Source organism: Streptomyces sp. NPDC001728 (assembly GCF_040297565.1).
Lineage (GTDB): Bacteria > Actinomycetota > Actinomycetes > Streptomycetales > Streptomycetaceae > Streptomyces.
This window is the reverse complement of sequence record NZ_JBEOZK010000012.1, coordinates 1-17,919: the sequence shown is the minus strand read 5'-3', so window position 1 is coordinate 17,919 and position 17,919 is coordinate 1. Positions and strand designations below refer to the sequence as shown.

15 protein-coding genes and 1 pseudogene are annotated in these 17,919 nt (G+C 72.3%); 10 read left to right on the top strand and 6 right to left on the bottom strand.

Translation table 11 applies throughout. From position 1 onward, the window contains the following. Positions 1-48: 48 nt before the first annotated feature. Both ABT154_RS19270 and ABT154_RS19265 read right to left on the bottom strand, forming a co-directional pair. Complete coding sequence (locus ABT154_RS19270) at positions 49-1,074, bottom strand: PHP domain-containing protein (protein WP_351858034.1); 1,026 nt, start codon at positions 1,072-1,074, stop codon at positions 49-51. Between the two features lie 11 nt (positions 1,075-1,085). Further along, positions 1,086-3,161, bottom strand: a complete 2,076-nt coding sequence (locus ABT154_RS19265; RefSeq protein WP_351858033.1) for a SpoIIE family protein phosphatase — start codon at positions 3,159-3,161, stop codon at positions 1,086-1,088. Between the two features lie 149 nt (positions 3,162-3,310). Here ABT154_RS19265 and ABT154_RS19260 point away from each other — a divergent pair, with 149 nt between their 5' ends. The 7 genes and pseudogenes from ABT154_RS19260 to ABT154_RS19230 all read left to right on the top strand — a co-directional run. Further along, complete coding sequence (locus ABT154_RS19260; RefSeq protein WP_351858032.1) at positions 3,311-6,799, top strand: ATP-binding protein; 3,489 nt, start codon at positions 3,311-3,313, stop codon at positions 6,797-6,799. 8 nt (positions 6,800-6,807) lie between these two features. Beyond that, entirely contained in the window at positions 6,808-7,008 is a 201-nt protein-coding gene (locus ABT154_RS19255; RefSeq protein WP_351858031.1) for a hypothetical protein, read from the top strand. Positions 7,009-7,354: 346 nt separating this feature from the next. Further along, the gene (locus tag ABT154_RS19250; RefSeq protein WP_351858030.1) at positions 7,355-8,533 is read left to right on the top strand and encodes an acyl-CoA dehydrogenase family protein; all 1,179 of its coding nucleotides are present in this window, start codon (positions 7,355-7,357) and stop codon (positions 8,531-8,533) included. Positions 8,534-9,194: 661 nt separating this feature from the next. After that, a complete protein-coding gene (locus ABT154_RS19245; RefSeq protein WP_351858029.1) occupies positions 9,195-9,731 on the top strand; it encodes an EF-hand domain-containing protein in 537 nt (178 codons plus the stop codon). Further along, the gene (locus tag ABT154_RS19240; protein ID WP_351858028.1) at positions 9,728-10,858 is read left to right on the top strand and encodes an isocitrate/isopropylmalate family dehydrogenase; all 1,131 of its coding nucleotides are present in this window, start codon (positions 9,728-9,730) and stop codon (positions 10,856-10,858) included. Before ABT154_RS19245 ends, ABT154_RS19240 begins: the two co-directional genes overlap by 4 nt. Further along, entirely contained in the window at positions 10,855-11,499 is a 645-nt protein-coding gene (locus ABT154_RS19235) for a cysteine hydrolase family protein (protein WP_351858027.1), read from the top strand. Before ABT154_RS19240 ends, ABT154_RS19235 begins: the two co-directional genes overlap by 4 nt. Beyond that, positions 11,442-12,371: pseudogene (locus ABT154_RS19230) on the top strand (class I SAM-dependent methyltransferase); the annotation flags it as partial. The gene ABT154_RS19235 and the pseudogene ABT154_RS19230, both read left to right, overlap by 58 nt. Here ABT154_RS19230 and ABT154_RS19225 read toward each other — a convergent pair. Both ABT154_RS19225 and ABT154_RS19220 read right to left on the bottom strand, forming a co-directional pair. After that, positions 12,356-12,907: an ATP-binding cassette domain-containing protein gene (locus tag ABT154_RS19225; protein ID WP_351858184.1), complete on the bottom strand. Its 552-nt coding sequence runs from the start codon at positions 12,905-12,907 to the stop codon at positions 12,356-12,358. The pseudogene ABT154_RS19230 and the gene ABT154_RS19225 overlap by 16 nt on opposite strands. A 47-nt stretch (positions 12,908-12,954) precedes the next feature. After that, positions 12,955-13,374 carry an arsenate reductase ArsC gene (locus ABT154_RS19220; RefSeq protein WP_351858026.1) on the bottom strand — a complete coding sequence of 140 codons (420 nt, stop codon included), beginning with the start codon at positions 13,372-13,374 and terminating at the stop codon, positions 12,955-12,957. Between the two features lie 71 nt (positions 13,375-13,445). Between ABT154_RS19220 and ABT154_RS19215 the strand changes: the two genes are divergently transcribed. The 3 genes from ABT154_RS19215 (at position 13,446) to ABT154_RS19205 (ending at position 15,970) form a co-directional block, all read left to right on the top strand. After that, positions 13,446-13,754: an ArsR/SmtB family transcription factor gene (locus ABT154_RS19215; RefSeq protein ID WP_317874394.1), complete on the top strand. Its 309-nt coding sequence runs from the start codon at positions 13,446-13,448 to the stop codon at positions 13,752-13,754. After that, positions 13,751-14,836 carry an ACR3 family arsenite efflux transporter gene (gene arsB / locus ABT154_RS19210; protein ID WP_351858025.1) on the top strand — a complete coding sequence of 362 codons (1,086 nt, stop codon included), beginning with the start codon at positions 13,751-13,753 and terminating at the stop codon, positions 14,834-14,836. The genes ABT154_RS19215 and arsB overlap by 4 nt, the downstream gene beginning before the upstream one ends. 75 nt (positions 14,837-14,911) lie before the next feature. Next, complete coding sequence (locus ABT154_RS19205) at positions 14,912-15,970, top strand: ArsO family NAD(P)H-dependent flavin-containing monooxygenase (protein WP_351858024.1); 1,059 nt, start codon at positions 14,912-14,914, stop codon at positions 15,968-15,970. Between the two features lie 254 nt (positions 15,971-16,224). On the opposite strand, the gene ABT154_RS19200 is transcribed toward ABT154_RS19205, so the two are convergent. Together ABT154_RS19200 and ABT154_RS19195 are read right to left on the bottom strand one after the other, a co-directional pair. Further along, complete coding sequence (locus tag ABT154_RS19200; RefSeq protein WP_351858023.1) at positions 16,225-16,638, bottom strand: hypothetical protein; 414 nt, start codon at positions 16,636-16,638, stop codon at positions 16,225-16,227. 7 nt (positions 16,639-16,645) lie between these two features. Continuing rightward, positions 16,646-17,919, bottom strand: a 1,274-nt coding sequence (locus ABT154_RS19195) for a polymorphic toxin type 27 domain-containing protein (RefSeq protein WP_351858022.1), incomplete at its 5' end; no start/stop codon positions are given.

Genomic DNA, 17,919 nt, shown 5'->3' with positions numbered 1-17,919 from the left:
GGCATCCCCGGACACCGCCAGACGAACCAGGATGATCCTGGATGCCGCCTACCCTCGCGTCCACTCCAACAGGCGTTCCGCGGTCCAGGTGTTGACCACCCGGTCCTCCGGCACCCCGCACTCCTCCGCCCGCGCGCAGCCGAGGATCTGCCACTCCAGCTGGCCGGGGGCGTGGGCGTCCGTGTCCACCGCGATGTACGTCCCCGCCGCCACCGCGAGCCGGAGCAGCCGCCGAGGCGGATCGAGCCGCTCCGGGCGGCTGTTGATCTCGACGGCCGTCCCGGATTCGGCGCACGCGGCGAACACCCGCTCCGCGTCGAACCCCGACTCAGGCCGCAGCCGCCCGCCCGCCACCAGTCGGCCCGTGCAGTGCCCGAGAACGTTCATCAGCGGGTTGCGCACCGCCCGTTCGAGCCGACGGGTCATCGCCCCCGCCTCCATCCGGAGCTTCGAGTGGACCGAACCGACCACCAGATCGAGTCGGTCGAGCAGCTCGGGCTCCTGGTCGAGCGAACCGTCGTCCAGGATGTCGCACTCGATGCCGGTCAGCAGCCGGAACGGCGCCCACTCCTCGTTCAGCCGCGCCACCACGTCCAGCTGCTCCCGCAGCCGCTCCGGTGACAGGCCCCGTGCGACGGTCAGCCGGGGCGAGTGGTCGGTGAGCACCGCCCACGCGTGGCCGATCGCCGCCGCCGCGCGGCCCATGTCCTCGATCGGGGCTCCGCCGTCCGACCAGTCCGAGTGGAGGTGACAGTCCCCGCGCAGCGCCGCCCGCAACGCCTCGCCCCCGCTGGTGGGTTCGGCCGTCCGCAGGGACTCCTCGAGCTCCGCCTCAAGTCCTTCCAGATACTCCGGCACCCGCCCGTCGAGCGCCTCCCGCACCACCGCCGCCGTCTTCGGCCCGAGGCCCTTCACGGCCTCCAGGGTGCCGGCCGCCGCGCGCCGCTCCACCTCGCCGGCCGGCAGGGCGGCGACCGCGCCGGCGGCCGTACGGAACGCCCGCGCGCGGTACGTCGGAGCCTGGGCGCGTTCGAGCAGGAACGCGATGCGGTTCAGGGCGGCCACGGGGTCCACGGCGTACCTCCTCAGACAGTTCCCGGTTGCGGCAGCGGCGCCGGGCCGATCTCGCACCACACCGCCTTGCCCTCGCCACGCGGCTCAACCCCCCACCGCGAGGCCAGCGCGTCCAGCAGCAACAGCCCTCGGCCCGAGGTGGCCGCCTCGCCCGGGGTACGGCGGCGGGGCCAGGCGCTCGACCGGTCCTGCACCGACAGCCGGACCCGCCGCACCGGCTCGGGCAGCACCTCCAGGGTCAGTACGGCGCCCCCCTCGGTGTGCAGCAGCACATTGACGAGCAGTTCGCCGGTCAGCAGCTCGGCGTCGTCCGCCAGCTCCGGCATGCCCCAGTCGCGGAGCGCCTGCCCGACCGCCGCACGCGCGTCGGAGAGGCCCTGCGGATCGGCCTGGTGGATGTACTGGTGGATCCGCGGCGCCCGGTGCGTACCCGGGTCGGGGCTGCGCCGCAGGACGAGCAGCGCCACGTCGTCGCCCGAGCCCCAGCGCTCCCACAGTCGCTCGGACAGATGGTCGGCGAGGGCCTCCGCCTGCGGCGGCCCGCTGCTGATCGCCTCCGACAGCGCGGTGAGACCGGTCTCGATGTCCGAACCCGGCTGCTCGACGAGACCGTCCGTGCACAGCACGAACGTCTCCCCGGGGACCAGGTCGAGCCGGGTCTCCGGGAACTCCTCGTCCCCGAACACGGTCGCGATACCCAGCGGCAGCCCGCCCCGCAGTTTGGGCTGCCCGACCCGCCCGTCGGTGTGCCGGATCAGCGGCCCGAGATGCCCGGCCCGTACCGCGCGCAGGGTGCCGCTCGCCAGGTCCACCTGCGCGTACGTGCAGGTCGCGAAGCGGTTGGTGTCCAGTTCGGCGAGGAACCGGGAGGCACGCGCGAGGACCGTCGACGGGGCGTGGCCCTCGCCCGCGTACGCGCGCAGGGCGATCCGCAGCTGCCCCATGATGGCGGCGGCGTGCGTGTCGTGGCCCTGGACGTCGCCCACGACGATCCCGACCTGGCCGCGGGGCAGCGCGATCACGTCGTACCAGTCGCCGCCGACCTGCCGACCGCTCCACGCCGCGTGGTAGCGCACCGCGATCTCGCCGCCGGTGATCTCCGGGATGCGGCGGGGCAGCATCGTCGCCTGGAGGCCGGTCGCCAGCTCCCGTTCCTCGTCGAAGAGGATCGCCCGCTGGAGGGACTGGGCGACGATCGCCGCGAGCCCCAGCGCGAGGTTGCGTTCGTCGGCGTTGAAGGACGTACGGCCCCGGTAGAACAGGGCCATGCCGCCGAGCGACCGCGCCTGGGCCACCAGCGGCAGATAGCAGGCCGCACGGAAGTCCAGCCGGGCCACGTACGGCGCGAGTTCGGGGAAGCCCCGCCCCAGCGACGGGAACGACGACACGAACCGGGGCCGCCCGCTCAGAACAGCCTCGGCCAGCGGCAGCCCCCGGTCCAGTCGGCGGATCCGGAGGCCGTCGAGCACGTCGAGGGATTCGCCGCTCAGCGCGATGATGTTGAGGGACCCGTTCTCCACGAGGCCCAGCGCGAGCCCGTCGGCGCCGAGCCGGGCGAGCCCGCCGGGACCCGTCAGGGCGGCGGTCACGTCGTCCACCGTGACCGCACGCGACAGCGCGTTCGTCGTCCGCTCGACGATGCTCGTCTGGACCTCGCGCCGCTTCTCCAGCTCCTGGACGAACGCGAAGCGCGTGACCTCGGCGGTCGTGTCCCGCACGACGCCGAGGATCCGCCGCGCCCGCCCGTCCGGCGAGCGCAGGATCCGTGCCTGCACATGCGTCCAGTGGGGTGTTCCGTCGCTCTGCGGAATGGGGAAGTGCGCCGTGTACGAGACCTCTCCGCTCGTGACGGCTTCGCGTACGACGCTCTCGAGACGGCCTCGCTCCTCGGGCGAGAGCCGTGCGACGAGCGAGGCCGGACGGCCGTCGTACGCGTCCGGGGCCAGCCCGAAGACCAGCAGCCCCGACTCGTCGACATCGATGGTGCCCGTGTCGAGATCCCAGTCGAAGCTGCCGGTCCGGTTCATGGCGAGCCACTCGGCGGGCCCGATCTCGCCATTGCGCGTACGCCCGTCTTCATCGGTCATCCTCCCCATTGTCGAACCCGCACCCCTCGGACGCCATGGCGGTGACACGGCGTGGCGCGGGTTCGCCGTGGCGGGCCGTACCGCCCGGGACTGGCGGGGCATCCCGTATCGCCGACGAGGACCCGGCGCCCACGGGGCAGAATGGGCCGGTGCAGCCGTCCTACCGTGTCCTCGGTCCCTGTCAGGCCTTCCGTACCGACGACGGGACGGAGGCGGGTCTCGGCGGTGCCCGGCTCCGCGCGCTGCTCGCCGCGCTGGCCGCGACGGGTGGCCGGGCCGTCGGTACGCGCGTGTTGATCGAGCAGGTGTGGTCCGACACCGACCCGGCCGACGATCCGGGCCAGGCCCGTACGGAGGCCCTCCAGGCTCTCGTCGGGCGGCTGCGCCGGGCCGTGGGGCGGGAAGCGGTCGTCTCCGTGCCCGGTAGCGGCTACCGGCTGGCCGCCGAGCCGGACGACATCGACCTCCACCGCTTCGAGCGGCTCGCAGCCGAGGGGGCCGCCGCCCTCGCCGACGGGCACGCCGGCCGTGCGGCCGTCCTCCTCGACGAGGCCCTGGGACTCTGGCGCGGGCCCGCCCTCGCCGACCTGCCCGGCCGGGACACCGACCCCCTCGTCGTACGGGTCGAACAGCGGCACCACCAGGCCCGACGCGACCGGTTCGCCGCCGACCTGGCCCTCGGCCGGGCCACCGAGGTCCTTCCGCCGCTGGCCGCCCTCGCGACCGGGCAGCCGCTCGACGAACCCCTCCAGGCGCTGCGGATCCGCGCCCTGCGGGCGTCCGGGCGTCCGGCGGAGGCCCTCGCGGCGTACGAGGAGGTACGCGTGGGCCTCGCGGACCGACTGGGCACGGAACCGGGGCCGGAACTGCGGGCGCTGCACGCGGAACTGCTCGGGGACGCGGCCGTTCCCCGGCCGCCCGCACGCCCGTACGCCGCCGCGAGGCCGACGCCCGCTGCCGAGACGCCGGCCCCGGCCCCGTACCCCACGGCCGGTGTCCTCCCCGCCCGGCTGACCTCGTTCGTCGGGCGCGGCGGCGAGCTGGACGCGCTCGCCGCCGGGTGGGGCGAGCAGCGGCTCGTCACCCTCACCGGCCCCGGCGGTGTGGGCAAGACACGGCTGGCCCTGGAGGCGGCCGGGACGTACGAAGGGCGGGTCCGTCTCGCCGAACTCGCCTCCGTGCGCGAGGGGTCCACCGTCGCCGCCGCCGTCCTCACCGCGCTCGGCGGGCGCGGCACCCGGTTCTGGGGCGGCCCGTCCGTCCCCGGCAGCGGACCCGAGGACCCGTTCGCCGAACTCGTGGAGCACTGCGCGGGGCGGCGCCTGCGGCTCGTCCTCGACAACTGCGAGCACGTGGTCGACGCGGCTGCCGCGCTCGTCCAGGCGCTGCTGACACGCTGCCCGGGAGTGACCGTGCTCGCGACGAGCCGGGAGGCGCTGGGGGTGCCGGGGGAGGTGGTGCGGCCGTTGGGGCCGTTGCCCATGGACATGGCCTTGCGCCTGCTGGGGGAGCGGGGTGCGGCGGCGCGGCAGGGCTTCACCGTGGGGGAGGACCGGAGCGCGGCCGAGGAGGTGTGCCGTCGTCTCGACGGGCTGCCCCTGGCGATCGAGCTGGCGGCGGCGCGGCTGCGGCTGCTGTCGGTGCGGCAGATCGCGGACCGGCTGGACGACCGGTTCCGGTTGCTGACGACGGGGGCGCGGACGGTGTTGCCGCGCCAGCAGACCCTGCGGGCGGTGGTGGACTGGTCGTGGGAGCTGCTCGACGCGCCGGAGCGGGCGGTGTTGCGGCGGCTCGCGGTGTTCACGGGGGGCACGGAGCTGGCGGCGGCGGAGGCCGTGTGCGCGGGGGAGGGCGCCGGGGGCGTGTCCGAGGCCTCCGGCCGGCAGGCGGTCTCGGACACGACGGATGCGACGGACCCCGTCGACGCCCTGGATGTCCTGGACGTTCTGGGTGCCCTTGTCGACAAGTCGTTGGTCGTGGCCGAATCCGGCCGGGACGGTGAAGACACGCGGTTCCGGCTCCTTGAGACCGTGGCGGAGTACGCGGCGGAACGACTGGTGGAGTCCGGGGAGCGGACGGCGGTGGAACGGCGCCATCTCACGTACCACCGTGAACTGGCCAGGCGTACCGAACCGGAGCTGCGCGGCCCGGGACAGGTCGCCGCCATCGCCCGCTTCGAGCGCGAGCACGGCAATCTGCGCGGCGCCCTGCGGACGGCCGTCGCCCTCGGCGACGAGCAGGAGGTGCTCTGTCTCGTCCACTCGCTCAGCTGGTTCTGGCAACTGCGCAACCACCAGGTCGACGCCAGGACCTGGGCGGTCGAGGCGGGCCGGCTCGGCCCCGACCCGTTCGAAGAGCCCGTCCGCCCCGCCGGACCGCTGGACGGCCGGGTCACGGACGTTCCCCCGCCGTGGAGCGGCGAACGGCTCCGGGAGGCGCGCCGCGGCGGACACCTGTACGCGCTGGCGACCCAGGAGGTCGAGGGCGCCACCGCGCTCGAACGCCCCGAGACCCGCACCCGGCTCGCCGCGGTCGTCGCGGCGTACCGTCCGGGACTTCCGCAGACCTGCCGCCAGCCGGGCACGATGTGGCACTTCGCCCGCCTCATGACGGGGGAACTCGCCGGGCTCGACGAGATCCTCACGGCGATCGTCCAGGGCTGCCGCGACCACGCCCCCGGCTGGGACCTGGCCTTCGGCCTCCTCGTCCGCGCCAAACTCGCCGGTCAGGGCCCCGACGCCGCCGAGGCGCTCGCCCTCTTCGAGGCCGCGGGCGACTCCTGGGGGATCGCGGAGTCCCTCGCCGCCCGGGGTGAGGCCTACGAGCGCGAGGGCCGGCTGGAGGAGGCCGCCGCCGACTTCGAGCGGGCCGCGGACGCCGCCGCCCGGGTCGGCGCGCGTTCCCAGGTGCCCGTCTTCACGGCCCGCCTGGCGGCCGTACGGCTCCGGCTCCGCCCGGACGGGGACGAGGCCGCCGAACGGCTCCTGGCCGAGGCGGCCGACGGGGCGGGGGAGTGGGGCGCCGAGTCGGCGGGCTCCGCCCGGCTGCTCCTGGCCCAGCACTACGGCCACACCGGTCGTACCGACCTCGCCAGGAATCAGCTCACCCTCCTCGAAGGAGAGTTCGGGGAGGTCACGCCCGCGCTCTTCTGGGGGCTCGTCGGCGGCGCGTGGGCCTGGCTGGACTGCCTGGACGGCGTGTACGACCGCGCCGTGGAGCGGCTCGGACGGGCCGTCGACGACGTGGAGACGCTCGCCCACCTGGTCGCCCCGCACCTCGTCGTCGTCCAGTTCGCGACGGCCGCCTGGGCCCTCGGCGGGCGCGGCGGGCCGGGCGACGCCGGTACGGGCGCCAGGCTCCTCGGGGCGTACGACACCCACGCCCGGGACGACACCGGAGGCGGCTTCCGTCCCTTCGCCCCGCAGACGGAGGCCCTGATCCGGGGGCGGGCCGAGCAGAGCCTCCGGGCGGCCCTCTCGCCGGGGGAGTACGCCCGGCGGTACGCCGAGGGCGCGGCGCTCACTCTCAGGTCGGCCGCGACGCTCGTACGTCACTCGGCGGGAGCCGTACCGGATGCGGTACCGGATGCGGTGCGGGTGGCCGGACACGAGAATGGCGAGTGCCGGAAGAACACGTAGGAGGCGGCATGAACGCTGAGCCCGACAAGACGTCCCCGGGGGACTTCCCGACGCCCGACCGGTTGCTGCACGCCGGGTCGGAGGGTGAGTTCACGGCGGAGGACCTGGTCCTGGCCTCCGGCCGTGACGTGAATCCGAAGAATCTCGCCTGGGCGGAACGCCGTATGGCGGAGAGGGGTCGCGCCTCCATGGACGAGCTGCTGCCTTAGGCCTGACCCGCCGGTCCCGCCTGTACCGCCTGCCCGGGACGGACGTGACCGGCTCGGGCCTGCCTGCCGGCCTGGCAGGAGAGCGATCGGCCCCGGTCCGGCGCGTCCGGACCGGGGCTTCGGCGGTCTGTCGGGGGCCCGGTGTGTCCGTAAGCGGGTCTCCGGCGCGCCCGGATGGAGCCTCCGGTTCTCCCGTGACGGGTCTCCGGTGCGCCCGTGACGGGATCTCCGGCCGTCCCGCCCTGCCCACGGGCTTCCGCATTTATGGAACACGTTCTACCGTGGCCGCCGTCGCGCGTCGCCCCGCACCGAGGACGCCGTAGGACCGCCGCCACGGGAGGCCCCCATGCACCTCGAGTACACGCCCGCCCAGAACAGCCTGCGCGCCGAGCTGCGCGCCTACTTCGCCGAACTGGTCCCCGACGACGTCCACAGCCGGTACGCGGACCCGGCCGCCCAGAAGCGCTTCTACCGCGAGACCGTGCGCCGGCTCGGCGCCGACCGCTGGCTCGGGGTGGGCTGGCCCACCGAGTACGGGGGCCGCGGGCTGACCCCGATGGAGCAGTTCATCTTCTTCGACGAGGCGGCGCAGGCCGGCGTACCGCTGCCCCTGATGGCGCTGAACACGGTCGGCCCGACGATCATGCGTTACGGCACCGACGAGCAGAAGGGGTACTTCCTGCCGCGCATCCTCTCCGGCGAGATCGACTTCGCCATCGGGTACAGCGAGCCCGACGCGGGCACCGACCTGGCCGCGCTGAAGACCCGCGCGGTGCGGGAAGGGGACACGTACGTCGTCAACGGCCAGAAGATCTGGACGACGAACGGCGACACCGCCGACTGGGTCTGGCTCGCCGTCCGCACGGACCCCGAGGCCGCACCCCACAAGGGCATCACCATGCTCCTCGTCCCCACGAGCGACCCGGGCTACTCCTGCACCATCATCAACACGCTCGCCTCGCACGACACCACCGCGAGCTACTACGACGACGTCCGGGTCCCCGAGTCCCACCGGGTGGGCGAGGAGAACAAGGGCTGGCGGCTCATCACCAATCAGCTCAACCACGAACGCGTCACCCTGGCGGCGCACGGCACGATGGCGATCCGCGCGTTCCACGACGTGCAGCGCTGGGCCGCCGCGACCCCGCTCACCGACGGCCGGCGCGTGATCGACCTCCCCTGGGTCCGCCGCGCCCTGGCCCGCACCCACGTCCGGCTCGACGCGATGAAGCTCCTGAACTGGCAGATGGTGAACGCCGTCCAGAACGGCACCCTCACCCCTCAGGACGCCTCCGCCGTCAAGGTCTACGGCTCCGAGGCCCGCCGCGACGCGTACGCGGCCCTGATGGAGGTCGTGGCCGCCGCGGGCGCGCTCAAGGAGGGCTCGGCGGGTGCGGTCCTCCACGGCGAACTCGAACGCGGCTACCGCTCGGCCGTCATCTTCACGTTCGGCGGCGGCAACAACGAGATCCAGCGCGAGATCATCTCCTGGATCGGCCTGGGCATGCCGAGGGTCCGCCGATAGGCGGCTGCGGATCTCGCGTCGTGTCGGGCGCAAGGCCCGGCCGCCCTGACGGCCCCGGGCCCTGCCGGCTCAGGAGTCCTGGATGAGCAGCTTGCCCTGGGCGCCGTCCTCCGACACGAAGGCGGACACCTCCGGCGACGCGCCGAGTCGAGGTGGAACGGTACCCGGTTCGAGTCCAGTTGCAGCAGCCGCCGCCAGGGGCCGCCGTCCGGCCACTCGTCACCCGGGAAGAACAACGGTGTTCCGCCGATCGTGTCGCCATCGATCCGCTCGACGTAGCGGTCCCGTCCGGCAGAGGGCAGTGCTTCCAGTTCCTCATCCGTCATGGACCCGGGCTCGTCGGCGGGGCGCAGTCTCCGTCGCCGCCGCGAAGCCCACCGCCATGCCAGGATCCGCGCGCCACCCAGGGGCTCGTGCGCAGGGAAAGCCCCTTCGGAGTTCGCGGCAGCTTGCTCGCCGATTGCTCACCCGTCGTCACCAGCTCGCTGATTCAGGTTCCAGGTTCCTACCTCTTCGTGCGTAGGCCTGCAGATTTCCTCCTTTCGTGTGTATGCGCCCGGGTTTCTCTTCCTGGGCTCCGTCGGCGAGGCGAAAGTGATCAAGTTCGCGGGCAAGGATCCCGCAGCATCCCGCCGCATACCGATACAGCGAAGGTGACAGCATGCCCACCACCAAGGCGAACGACCGCGTCCAGCTCGTCTTCTCCCTGTTCGACGCCGACGGCAACGGCGTTCTGGAAGCGGACGACTTCGAACTCATGGGCAAGCGGGTCGTCGCGGCCGTGCCCGAGGCCGGCGGCAGCGCGCAGGGCAGGATGCTCGACGCCTTCCGCGGCTACTGGGAGACGCTCGTGCGCGAGCTGGACGCGGACGGCGACGGGCGGATCAGCCCCGAGGAGTTCACCGCGATCGTGCTCGCCCCGGAGCGCTTCGGCGCGACGGTCGACGCGTTCGCGGACGCTCTGGCCGCCATGGGCGACCCGGACGGCGACGGGTTCGTCGAGCGGCCCCACTTCACCGCCCTGATGACGGCCATCGGCTTCCAGCGCCCCAACATCGACGCGCTGTTCGACGCCTTCCAGCCGGTCGACGGCGACCGCATCCCCGTGACCACCTGGGCGGACGGCATCCGGGACTACTACCGCCCGGAGAAGGCCGGCATCCCCGGCGACCACCTCACCGCGGGCGGGGCCCGATGAACCGCCCCCAGCTTCCCGCCCAGGCAGGAGAGTTAGCCGAGCGGCCCGTCATCGGGCTGGCTGTGGGCCGGGGCACCGGACCCGAGGTCGCGGACGTCTTCGAGCGGGTGCTCGGCACGCTGACCGCGGGGCGGTCCCACGGCGTGACGATCGAACGCTCCCCCCGCCTCTACCATTCCTACGTCTCGCTCCGCACCGAGCGGGACGTGGCCAGGATCAAGGCACTGACCGCCGAGGACGCGGACCACTACGAGCGGTTCTGCCGCGAACAAGCCGCGCGGGGCACCAGGGCGGTCTTTCGTACCGCTGTCAACGCCCAGTCCCTCTACCTCGTCCGGCAGCGGCTGCGCGCCGTGAAGGTCGACCTGCTCACCGACGCCGGGCGCTCCCTGCTCCTGGTACGGGACCAGGCCCAGGGTTTCTACACGGGCACCAACCGGCACGCACCCGGCGAGGTCACCCGCACCATGACCTTCAGCCGCGAGATCACCGAGGCCGTCGTCACCTACGCCCTGCGGCGCGCCCGGCAGGAGTGGCCGGACGGGCGCCTCGACCGCATCGTCCTGGCGTACAAGTTCCACCTCCTGGACGGCGCCCTCGATGCCTGGGTGACCGAGCTCGCGGCCCGGCTCGGCATCCGCATCGACCTGTTCCAGCCGGACACGGTCAACCGCAACCTGATCGCACACGGCCTGCCCGCACGCACGCTGGTCGTCGCCGGGAACGAATGGGCCGACATCATGCACGTCGTGCTGCTCGACCGGTTCGGCTCCGACCGGCAGGAGAACCGCTGTACCGAGAACGTCTTCCTCGATCCCGGGACGCGCGGGCTCGTCGAGTACCAGACGGTGCACGGGTCCGCCGACGACCTCGCGGGGCAGGACCGGGTCAACCCGGTGGCGACCATCCGCGCGGCGGCGCTCGTCGCGGAACGCCACGCCGGACGCCCCGGCGCGGTCCGGGCCACCGAGCGGGCCCTGCGCGCCCTGGAGGAGAGGAGTGTGCGCACTCCGGACCTCGGCGGGCGGCACTCCACCACCGCCGTGGTCGACGCCCTGCTCGACGTGCTCGACGCGCCCGAGGCCGACGGGCCACCGAAGGACGCCGCCCTGGTCGGCGAAGCATGACCGGCGAGAACCCGGAGGGGACCGTCCTGGTCGTCGTGGACCTGCAGAACGACTTCTGCACGGGGGCGACGGCCATGGCCCGCTACGGCAGGGACCCCGCTGCCCTGGACAAGGCCGTCGCCGGCTGTGTCCGGGCGGTGGCCCGGGCCCGCGAGCTGGGCGTGGAGGTGGTCTTCGTCCGGTTCGTCGGCGACCCCGAGCACCAGGGGGCCGGCTGGCGGCTGCGGGACCGGACCCTCGGCAAGCGGCCCAAGTGCCTGGAGGGCTCATGGGGCGCCGGGTTCCACGCCGTGACCCCGGCGCCGGACGAGCGGGCCTTCACCAAACGCGCCTGCTTCGACGCGTTCCTCGCCGAGGGCTTCGAGGGGCACCTCGCCGCCCGGGGCGTGAGACACCTGGCCCTCGCCGGGCTGTACGCGGACGTGTGCGTGGACTCCACCGCCCGCACGGCGTTCCAGAAGGGCTTCCACGTGACCCTCCTGACGGACTGCACCACCTCGCTCCATCTGCCGTACGACGACGTGCAGCGGTTCATGCGGACCGTGTACGGCGCCCGGACCACCACCACGGACGACCCGCGGGCATGGACCACGCCCATGTCCCCGACCGAGGAGGAGCCGTGCGCACGTCCGCCGCGCTGAACCCCGGTGTCACCCAGGGCGTGGGACGCACCGCCCTGCTGGTGGCAGCCGCCCGCGCCATCGAGACCCACCGACCCGACGCCCTGGCGCGGGACCCGTTCGCGGAGGCCTTCGTGCGCGCGGCACCGGTCTCGGCCGACTGGCCGGTGCACCCGGAGCAGGTGCCCGCCGGAGAGGCGGACCCCCTGTGGGGCCGGCTCGGCCGGTACTTCGGCCTGCGCACCCGCGTCCTGGACGATCACCTGCTCCGCTCGGCCCACCGAGGCGTTCGGCAGGTGGTGGTGCTGGGAGCCGGCCTGGACTGCCGGGCGTTCCGGCTCGACTGGCCGCCGGGCTGTGTGGTCCACGAAGTGGACACCGCCGAGGTACTGGCGTTCAAACAGGCCGTACTCGACCGGACCGGCGCCCGCCCCACGGCCGAGCGCCGGACCCTCGCCGCCGACCTGCGCCTCGACTGGGCCGAGGCACTGCTGGACGTCGGCTTCGACCCCACCGCTCCCACCGCGTGGCTCGCCGAGGGGCTGTTGCTCTACCTCCCCGCGTCGGCCGAGCGGCGACTCGTGGCCACGATCGCCCGGCTGAGCACGCCGGGCAGCTCACTGGCGTACGAGATCAAGGAGATCTCCGAGTCACCCCGGGTGCGGGCCAACCCGGTGTACACCCGGGCGAGAGAGCGGATCGGCATCGACCTGCTCGCCCTGTTCAGCAGCGAACCACGCCCCGACACGGCGGGTGAACTCGCCGAACGGGGCTGGACGGTGGCCGTTCGCACCCCGTACGACTACTCCCGACGACATGGCCGCGGTCCCCTCCCGGAACCCGGCGACGCCCTGGCCGCCAACCGCTGGGTCTTCGCTCACCTCGCTCGACCGCCCGGGCCCCAGCGGGCACGGAGTGCGGAGTGGGCGAGTGCTCGGACCGCGGCCGGGGAAGGCTCGCAGGCGTTCGGCAGGTCGATCCGGACCGTCCGGTCGCAGAGCCGCTCCACCTGTGCGGGGTCGTGGGAGACGAGCAGGACCGGGCGGTCGCCCCGAAGCGCCGCCACGGACTCCTCGACCGTGTAGCGGCTTCGCGCGTCCAGGGCGCTGGTCGACCCGTCGAGCAGCAGGGCCGCCGGTTCGAGGGCGAGGGCCCTGGCCAGGCACAGCCGCTGACGCCGCCCTTTGGAGAGCGTCTGGGCAGGCGTGTCCAGACGGTGGGAGACCTCGCTCCACAGGCCTGCCTCGCGAAGCGCCTGCTCCACGCGGTCGTGCAGCTCCGTCCGGGACGCCCGCACCAGGTGACGGAGGTCGAACAGGGCGTTGTCCAGGTTGCCGCCCGGGGGTCTCCGCGTAGCAGTGACGGACAGAAGCCGGCGTTCATGGCGCGTGACGGACAGAAGCCGGCGTTCATGGCGCGTGACGGACAGAAGTCGGCGTTCATGGGCGGTTGCGGCAGCCGGAGCCGGTCAAGGAATCACGCCTCCTGCTTCGCCTCGATCTCGGCGATGAGGCCCTCGATCAGGACCTTGATCTCGTCGCGGATCGGACGGACGGCCTCGACGCCCCGGCCGGCCGGGTCCTCCAGGGCCCAGTCGAGGTACGTCTTGCCGGGGAAGACCGGACAGGTGTCGCCACAGCCCATGGTGATGACGTAGTCGGACGCCTGAACGGCCTCGGCGGTCAGGACCTTCGGCTTCTGGTCGGAGATGTCGACGCCGACCTCCCACATCGCCTCGACCGCGGCCGGGTTGAGCTGGTCGCCGGGAATCGAACCGGCGGAGCGGACCTCGACGCGGTCGCCGGCCAGGTGGCCGAGGAATCCGGCGGCCATCTGGGAGCGGCCCGCGTTGTGGACGCAGACGAAGAGCACGGTGGCGAGCGGAGTGGTGGTCATCGGTTCTTCCTTGCCGGCGAGAAGTCAGCCCCGGCTGGTATCAGTGGCGAGTGATGTGACAGTATCAGGCCATGATGACGTCAGTCGATACTGATCTGATCAGGGTTCTGGCCGATCCGCTCAGGCTCCGGATCGTGACCCTGCTCGCCCGCGAGACCCTCTGCACCACTCACCTCGTCGAGGAGACGGGTGCCAAGCAGACCAACCTCTCCAACCACCTGCGCGTCCTGCGCGAGGCCGGTGTCGTGGAGACCGAGCCCTGCGGACGTTTCACGTACTACCGCCTGAAGCCGGACGTCATCGCCCAGCTCGCCGGCCAGTTCGCCGACCTGGCCGAGTCCGCCCGTACCGCTGCCGAGAACAAGAGGGCCTGTCCGTGACCTCCACCCAAGCGCCCGCTCCGGCGGCGGAGCCCTCGGTCGTCGCGAAGCTGTCGACGCTCGACCGCTTCCTCGCCGTCTGGATCCTCCTCGCCATGGGCCTCGGCCTCGGGCTCGGGCGGCTGATCCCGGGCCTGAACGACGCCCTGGCCGAGGTCGAGATCGGCGGCATCTCGCTGCCCATCGCCGTCGGCCTGCTGGTCATGATGTACCCGGTCCTCGCCAAGGTCCGGTACGACCGCCTCGACGCCGTCACCGGCGACCGGAAGCTCATGGTCTCGTCGCTCGTCATCAACTGGATCGTCGGCCCGGCGCTCATGTTCGCCCTCGCGTGGACCTTCCTGCCGGACCTTCCCGAGTACCGCACGGGCCTGATCATCGTGGGCCTGGCGCGCTGCATCGCCATGGTGATCATCTGGAACGACCTGGCCTGCGGCGACCGCGAGGCCGCCGCGGTGCTCGTCGCCCTGAACTCGGTCTTCCAGGTCCTCGCCTTCGGCGTCCTGGGCTGGTTCTACCTCGACCTGCTCCCCGGGTGGCTGGGCCTCGGCGCGGGCGAGACGCTCGACATCTCCATGGGGAAGATCGCCCTGAACGTCGTCATCTTCCTCGGCGTCCCGCTGGTGGCCGGGTTCCTCACCCGCCGGATCGGTGAGAAGCGCCTGGGCCGGGAGTCGTACGAAGCGACGTTCCTGCCGAGGATCGGACCGTGGGCGCTCTACGGGCTGCTCTTCACGATCGTCATCCTCTTCGCCCTCCAGGGGAAGACGATCACCTCGCAGCCGCTGGACGTCGCGCGGATCGCGCTGCCGCTCCTCGTCTACTTCGCCGTCATGTGGTTCGGCACCTTCGCGCTGGGCAAGACCATCGGCCTGCGCTACGACCGCACGGCCACCCTCGCCTTCACCGCCGCCGGCAACAACTTCGAACTCGCCATCGCCGTCGCCATCGCCACCTTCGGAGTGACCAGCGGACAGGCGCTCTCCGGAGTCGTCGGCCCCCTCATCGAGGTCCCGGTCCTGATCGGACTCGTGTACGTGTCGCTGCTCTGGCGGAAGAAGTTCGCCCCTGCCCAGCAGTAGCCCTGCCGTGTCGCCACTCCCCGCCGTGCCCCTCCGGCGGGGCGAGGCGCGGCCGTATGAAGGGAAGTCAAGGAGATGAGCAAGGCACTTGACGTCGTCGTGATCGGCGGCGGTCAGGCGGGGCTTGCCGCCGGCTATCACCTGCGGCGACTCAGCGGCCTCGATTTCGCCGTCCTGGACGCTCAGCCCACGCCGGGCGGGGCCTGGCAGCACACATGGGACTCGCTGCACCTCTTCTCGCCGACCGCCTACTCGTCTCTGCCCGGTCGTCTCATGCCGCCGCGGCAGGGGAAGGCCTACCCCGACGCCTGCCACGTCGTCGAGTACCTGACCGACTACGAGCAGCGCTACGAGCTCCCCGTTCATCGGCCCGTTCGAGTTCATGCGGTTCGCCGCGACGGCGATCACCTTCGTGTCGAGACCGACGCCGGTACCTGGCGCGCCCGTGCCGTCGTCAGCGCCACGGGAACGTGGTCACGGCCGTTCCTTCCCTCCGTCCCGGGCCGCGGCGTCTTCCAGGGGCGGCAGCTCCACACCGTCGAGTACCGCACTCCCGGCGAGTTCGCCGGAACGCGGATCGTCGTCGTCGGAGGCGGGAACTCGGGAGCGCAGGTAGCCGCCGATCTCGCGTACGGCACCGACCTCACCTGGGTCACCCAGCGACCCGCGCGGTTCCTCGCCGACGACATCGACGGCCGTGCCCTCTTCGACCACGCCACCGCCCGACGCCGTGCCCTCGACGAGGGCCGCGCGGACGCAGGGGGCGTGGCCTCGCTCGGCGACATCGTCGCCGTACCGCCCGTGCGTGAAGCCCGTGACGCCGGACTCCTGAAGGCGCAACCGATGTTCACGCGGCTGACGAGGACCGGCGTCGAATGGGCCGACGGTACGCGCGCCGACGCCGACGCGATCATCTGGTGCACGGGCTTCCGCCCCGCGCTCGCCCATCTCGCTCCGCTCGGGCTCCGGGGGTCTCGCGGACGCATTCCCACCCAGGGCACGGAAGTCGTCGGAGAACCCCGCCTCCATCTGCTCGGGTACGGCGACTGGACCGGCCCGGCTTCGGCCACTCTCGTCGGCGTCGGCCGTCCCGCGCGCGAGGCCGCTCGGAATATCGAGGCCCTTCTCCGATGAGGCGGTCGCGGGTGAGCGGATGGTGAATGCGTGACGGATATCGACCCCGTGATTCGCCGTGGGATCTTGTCGGCTCGTCCGGTGTCCGGACGGCAACTCCGGTGGCGGGCACACCGATCGAGGACGCGAACGAGGCGCACTGTGTGCCCTGCGCCCCGTGGCGCCTGATCGACCTCGACGAGGAAGAAGGGGGCCTCCCCGGTGCACAGAGCACCGGGGAGCCCCCCTTCCTCATTCACTCAGGCCGCAGACGGTCAGCTGACGTGTCCCGATTCCGCCGGGAACTCCGGCGGCCAGGGCCCACGCGGGTCGTACAGCGGCTGCCGTTCGCCCATCAGGGCGTACTCCGCCTCCCGCCAGCTCGGATGGGCGCAGACGACGAAGCCTTCGCCGTCCGGATCCAGCACCCAGGTGTAGGCGGCGTCCTCCGCCGGATCGCCATGACGTGCGCTGAGCACGCCGAACTCTGCGGTGGACGCCCACCGGATGTGGAGCCCGTTCCGGTAGAGGGGCTTGAGGAACATCAGTTTCACAAGCCCGAAGCAGACCTCGACCCTCGGCGTGGTCCCGTCCACCAGTGTGGCCTCACTGATCAGCAAGAGCTGCCGGTGCGACGGGAGGAACCCGCTGACTCTGGGGAAAGCCCCCTCCCGGACGAGATCCTTCATCTCCCCATCAGTCGACCGGCGTTCCGTTGGCGTACGTGAAGCGCTTCGGGTAGACGCGCACGACCTTGCCCTCCGAGTTGGTCATCCACCACTCGATGGAGTCCCAGGTGCGGTACTCCATCCGGGTGGCCGCACGGAGTCTGGCCATCTCCCATGCCGTTCCGAAGCCACCCTTCTGAATCGCGTTCCAGTCGCCGACCGCGATCCCTTCTCCTCGCTGCAGAAGCAGGTTCAGCGCCTCGTCGGCGTCCTTGGCGCCCGCGACACCGTCCAGGGACACCGAGATCTTCACGTGGGGATTGACCACTGCTCGCTCCACTCCCACCGTCCACAGGGCACGAGTCCCCATCCCCATGCTGGCCGGCATCTCGGTGCCGTACACCTTGTTGTTGAAGGTGTCCGCGGCGCCGCCGATGGACTTGGCCAGTTCGTCGGAGTAGGGGTTGACTCCGAGGACGACGTGATCGCCGTCCTTGACTATGTCCTTGAGGACCTCCTGGCACTTCTTGACGATGTCGTCGTCGGCCGACGCGGCGGAGAACGCCGCGAGCTTGAGGGGCGCGGTGCCCGCGAGCTCGCACGCCTCGCCGACCTTCCGGAAGATCCGGCTGATGATGCCCTGGACGGCGGCCTCGGTCAGGCCGACGGTGCGGAGCGCCTTGAAGGCGTCCATGAACCCGATGCCCGTCCTCATGGCGGCGTCGAGCGCCATCACCGTGGCCTTGCCCGCCCTGAAGAGCGGACCCGCGACGAACCAGCTCGCCGCCCAGGCGCAGTCGCCCCAGCTGCCGCCCGACACACCCGGGGTGATCAGCTTGGCGCAGCCGATGAAGTCGCCGAGGAGGATGTCGACCGGGTCGATGCCCGAGTTGAACTCGGTCATCGACAGAGTGGTGGTGAGCCGCTCCGTCTTGGGATCCGACACCTCGCGGCCGAGGTAGACCGTGTCCGCCTGCGGGCAGGTGCCCACGTAGCTGTCCGGCAGGGAACCACACATGTACAGGTCGACGTGCGACTTGTAGGTGATGTCGGCAGTGATCCTGCAGTCCCCGATGTGGATGATCGGGTTGCAGTTGTCCTTCTTGACGTTCTTCGGCTCACCGATGTACTCGATGTGGTCGAGCACCGCCCACACATCGCTGATCCCGGTGGTGACGCCCTGCGAGATCTGCTCGTTGTTGCCAGTCTTCTCGGTGCGGTCGGCGGCGTCCTGGGCCTCCTCCGCCGCGTCCCTGGCGCCGGCCGCGGCCTTCTCGGCGGCCGTCGCGTCCGTCTCCGCCT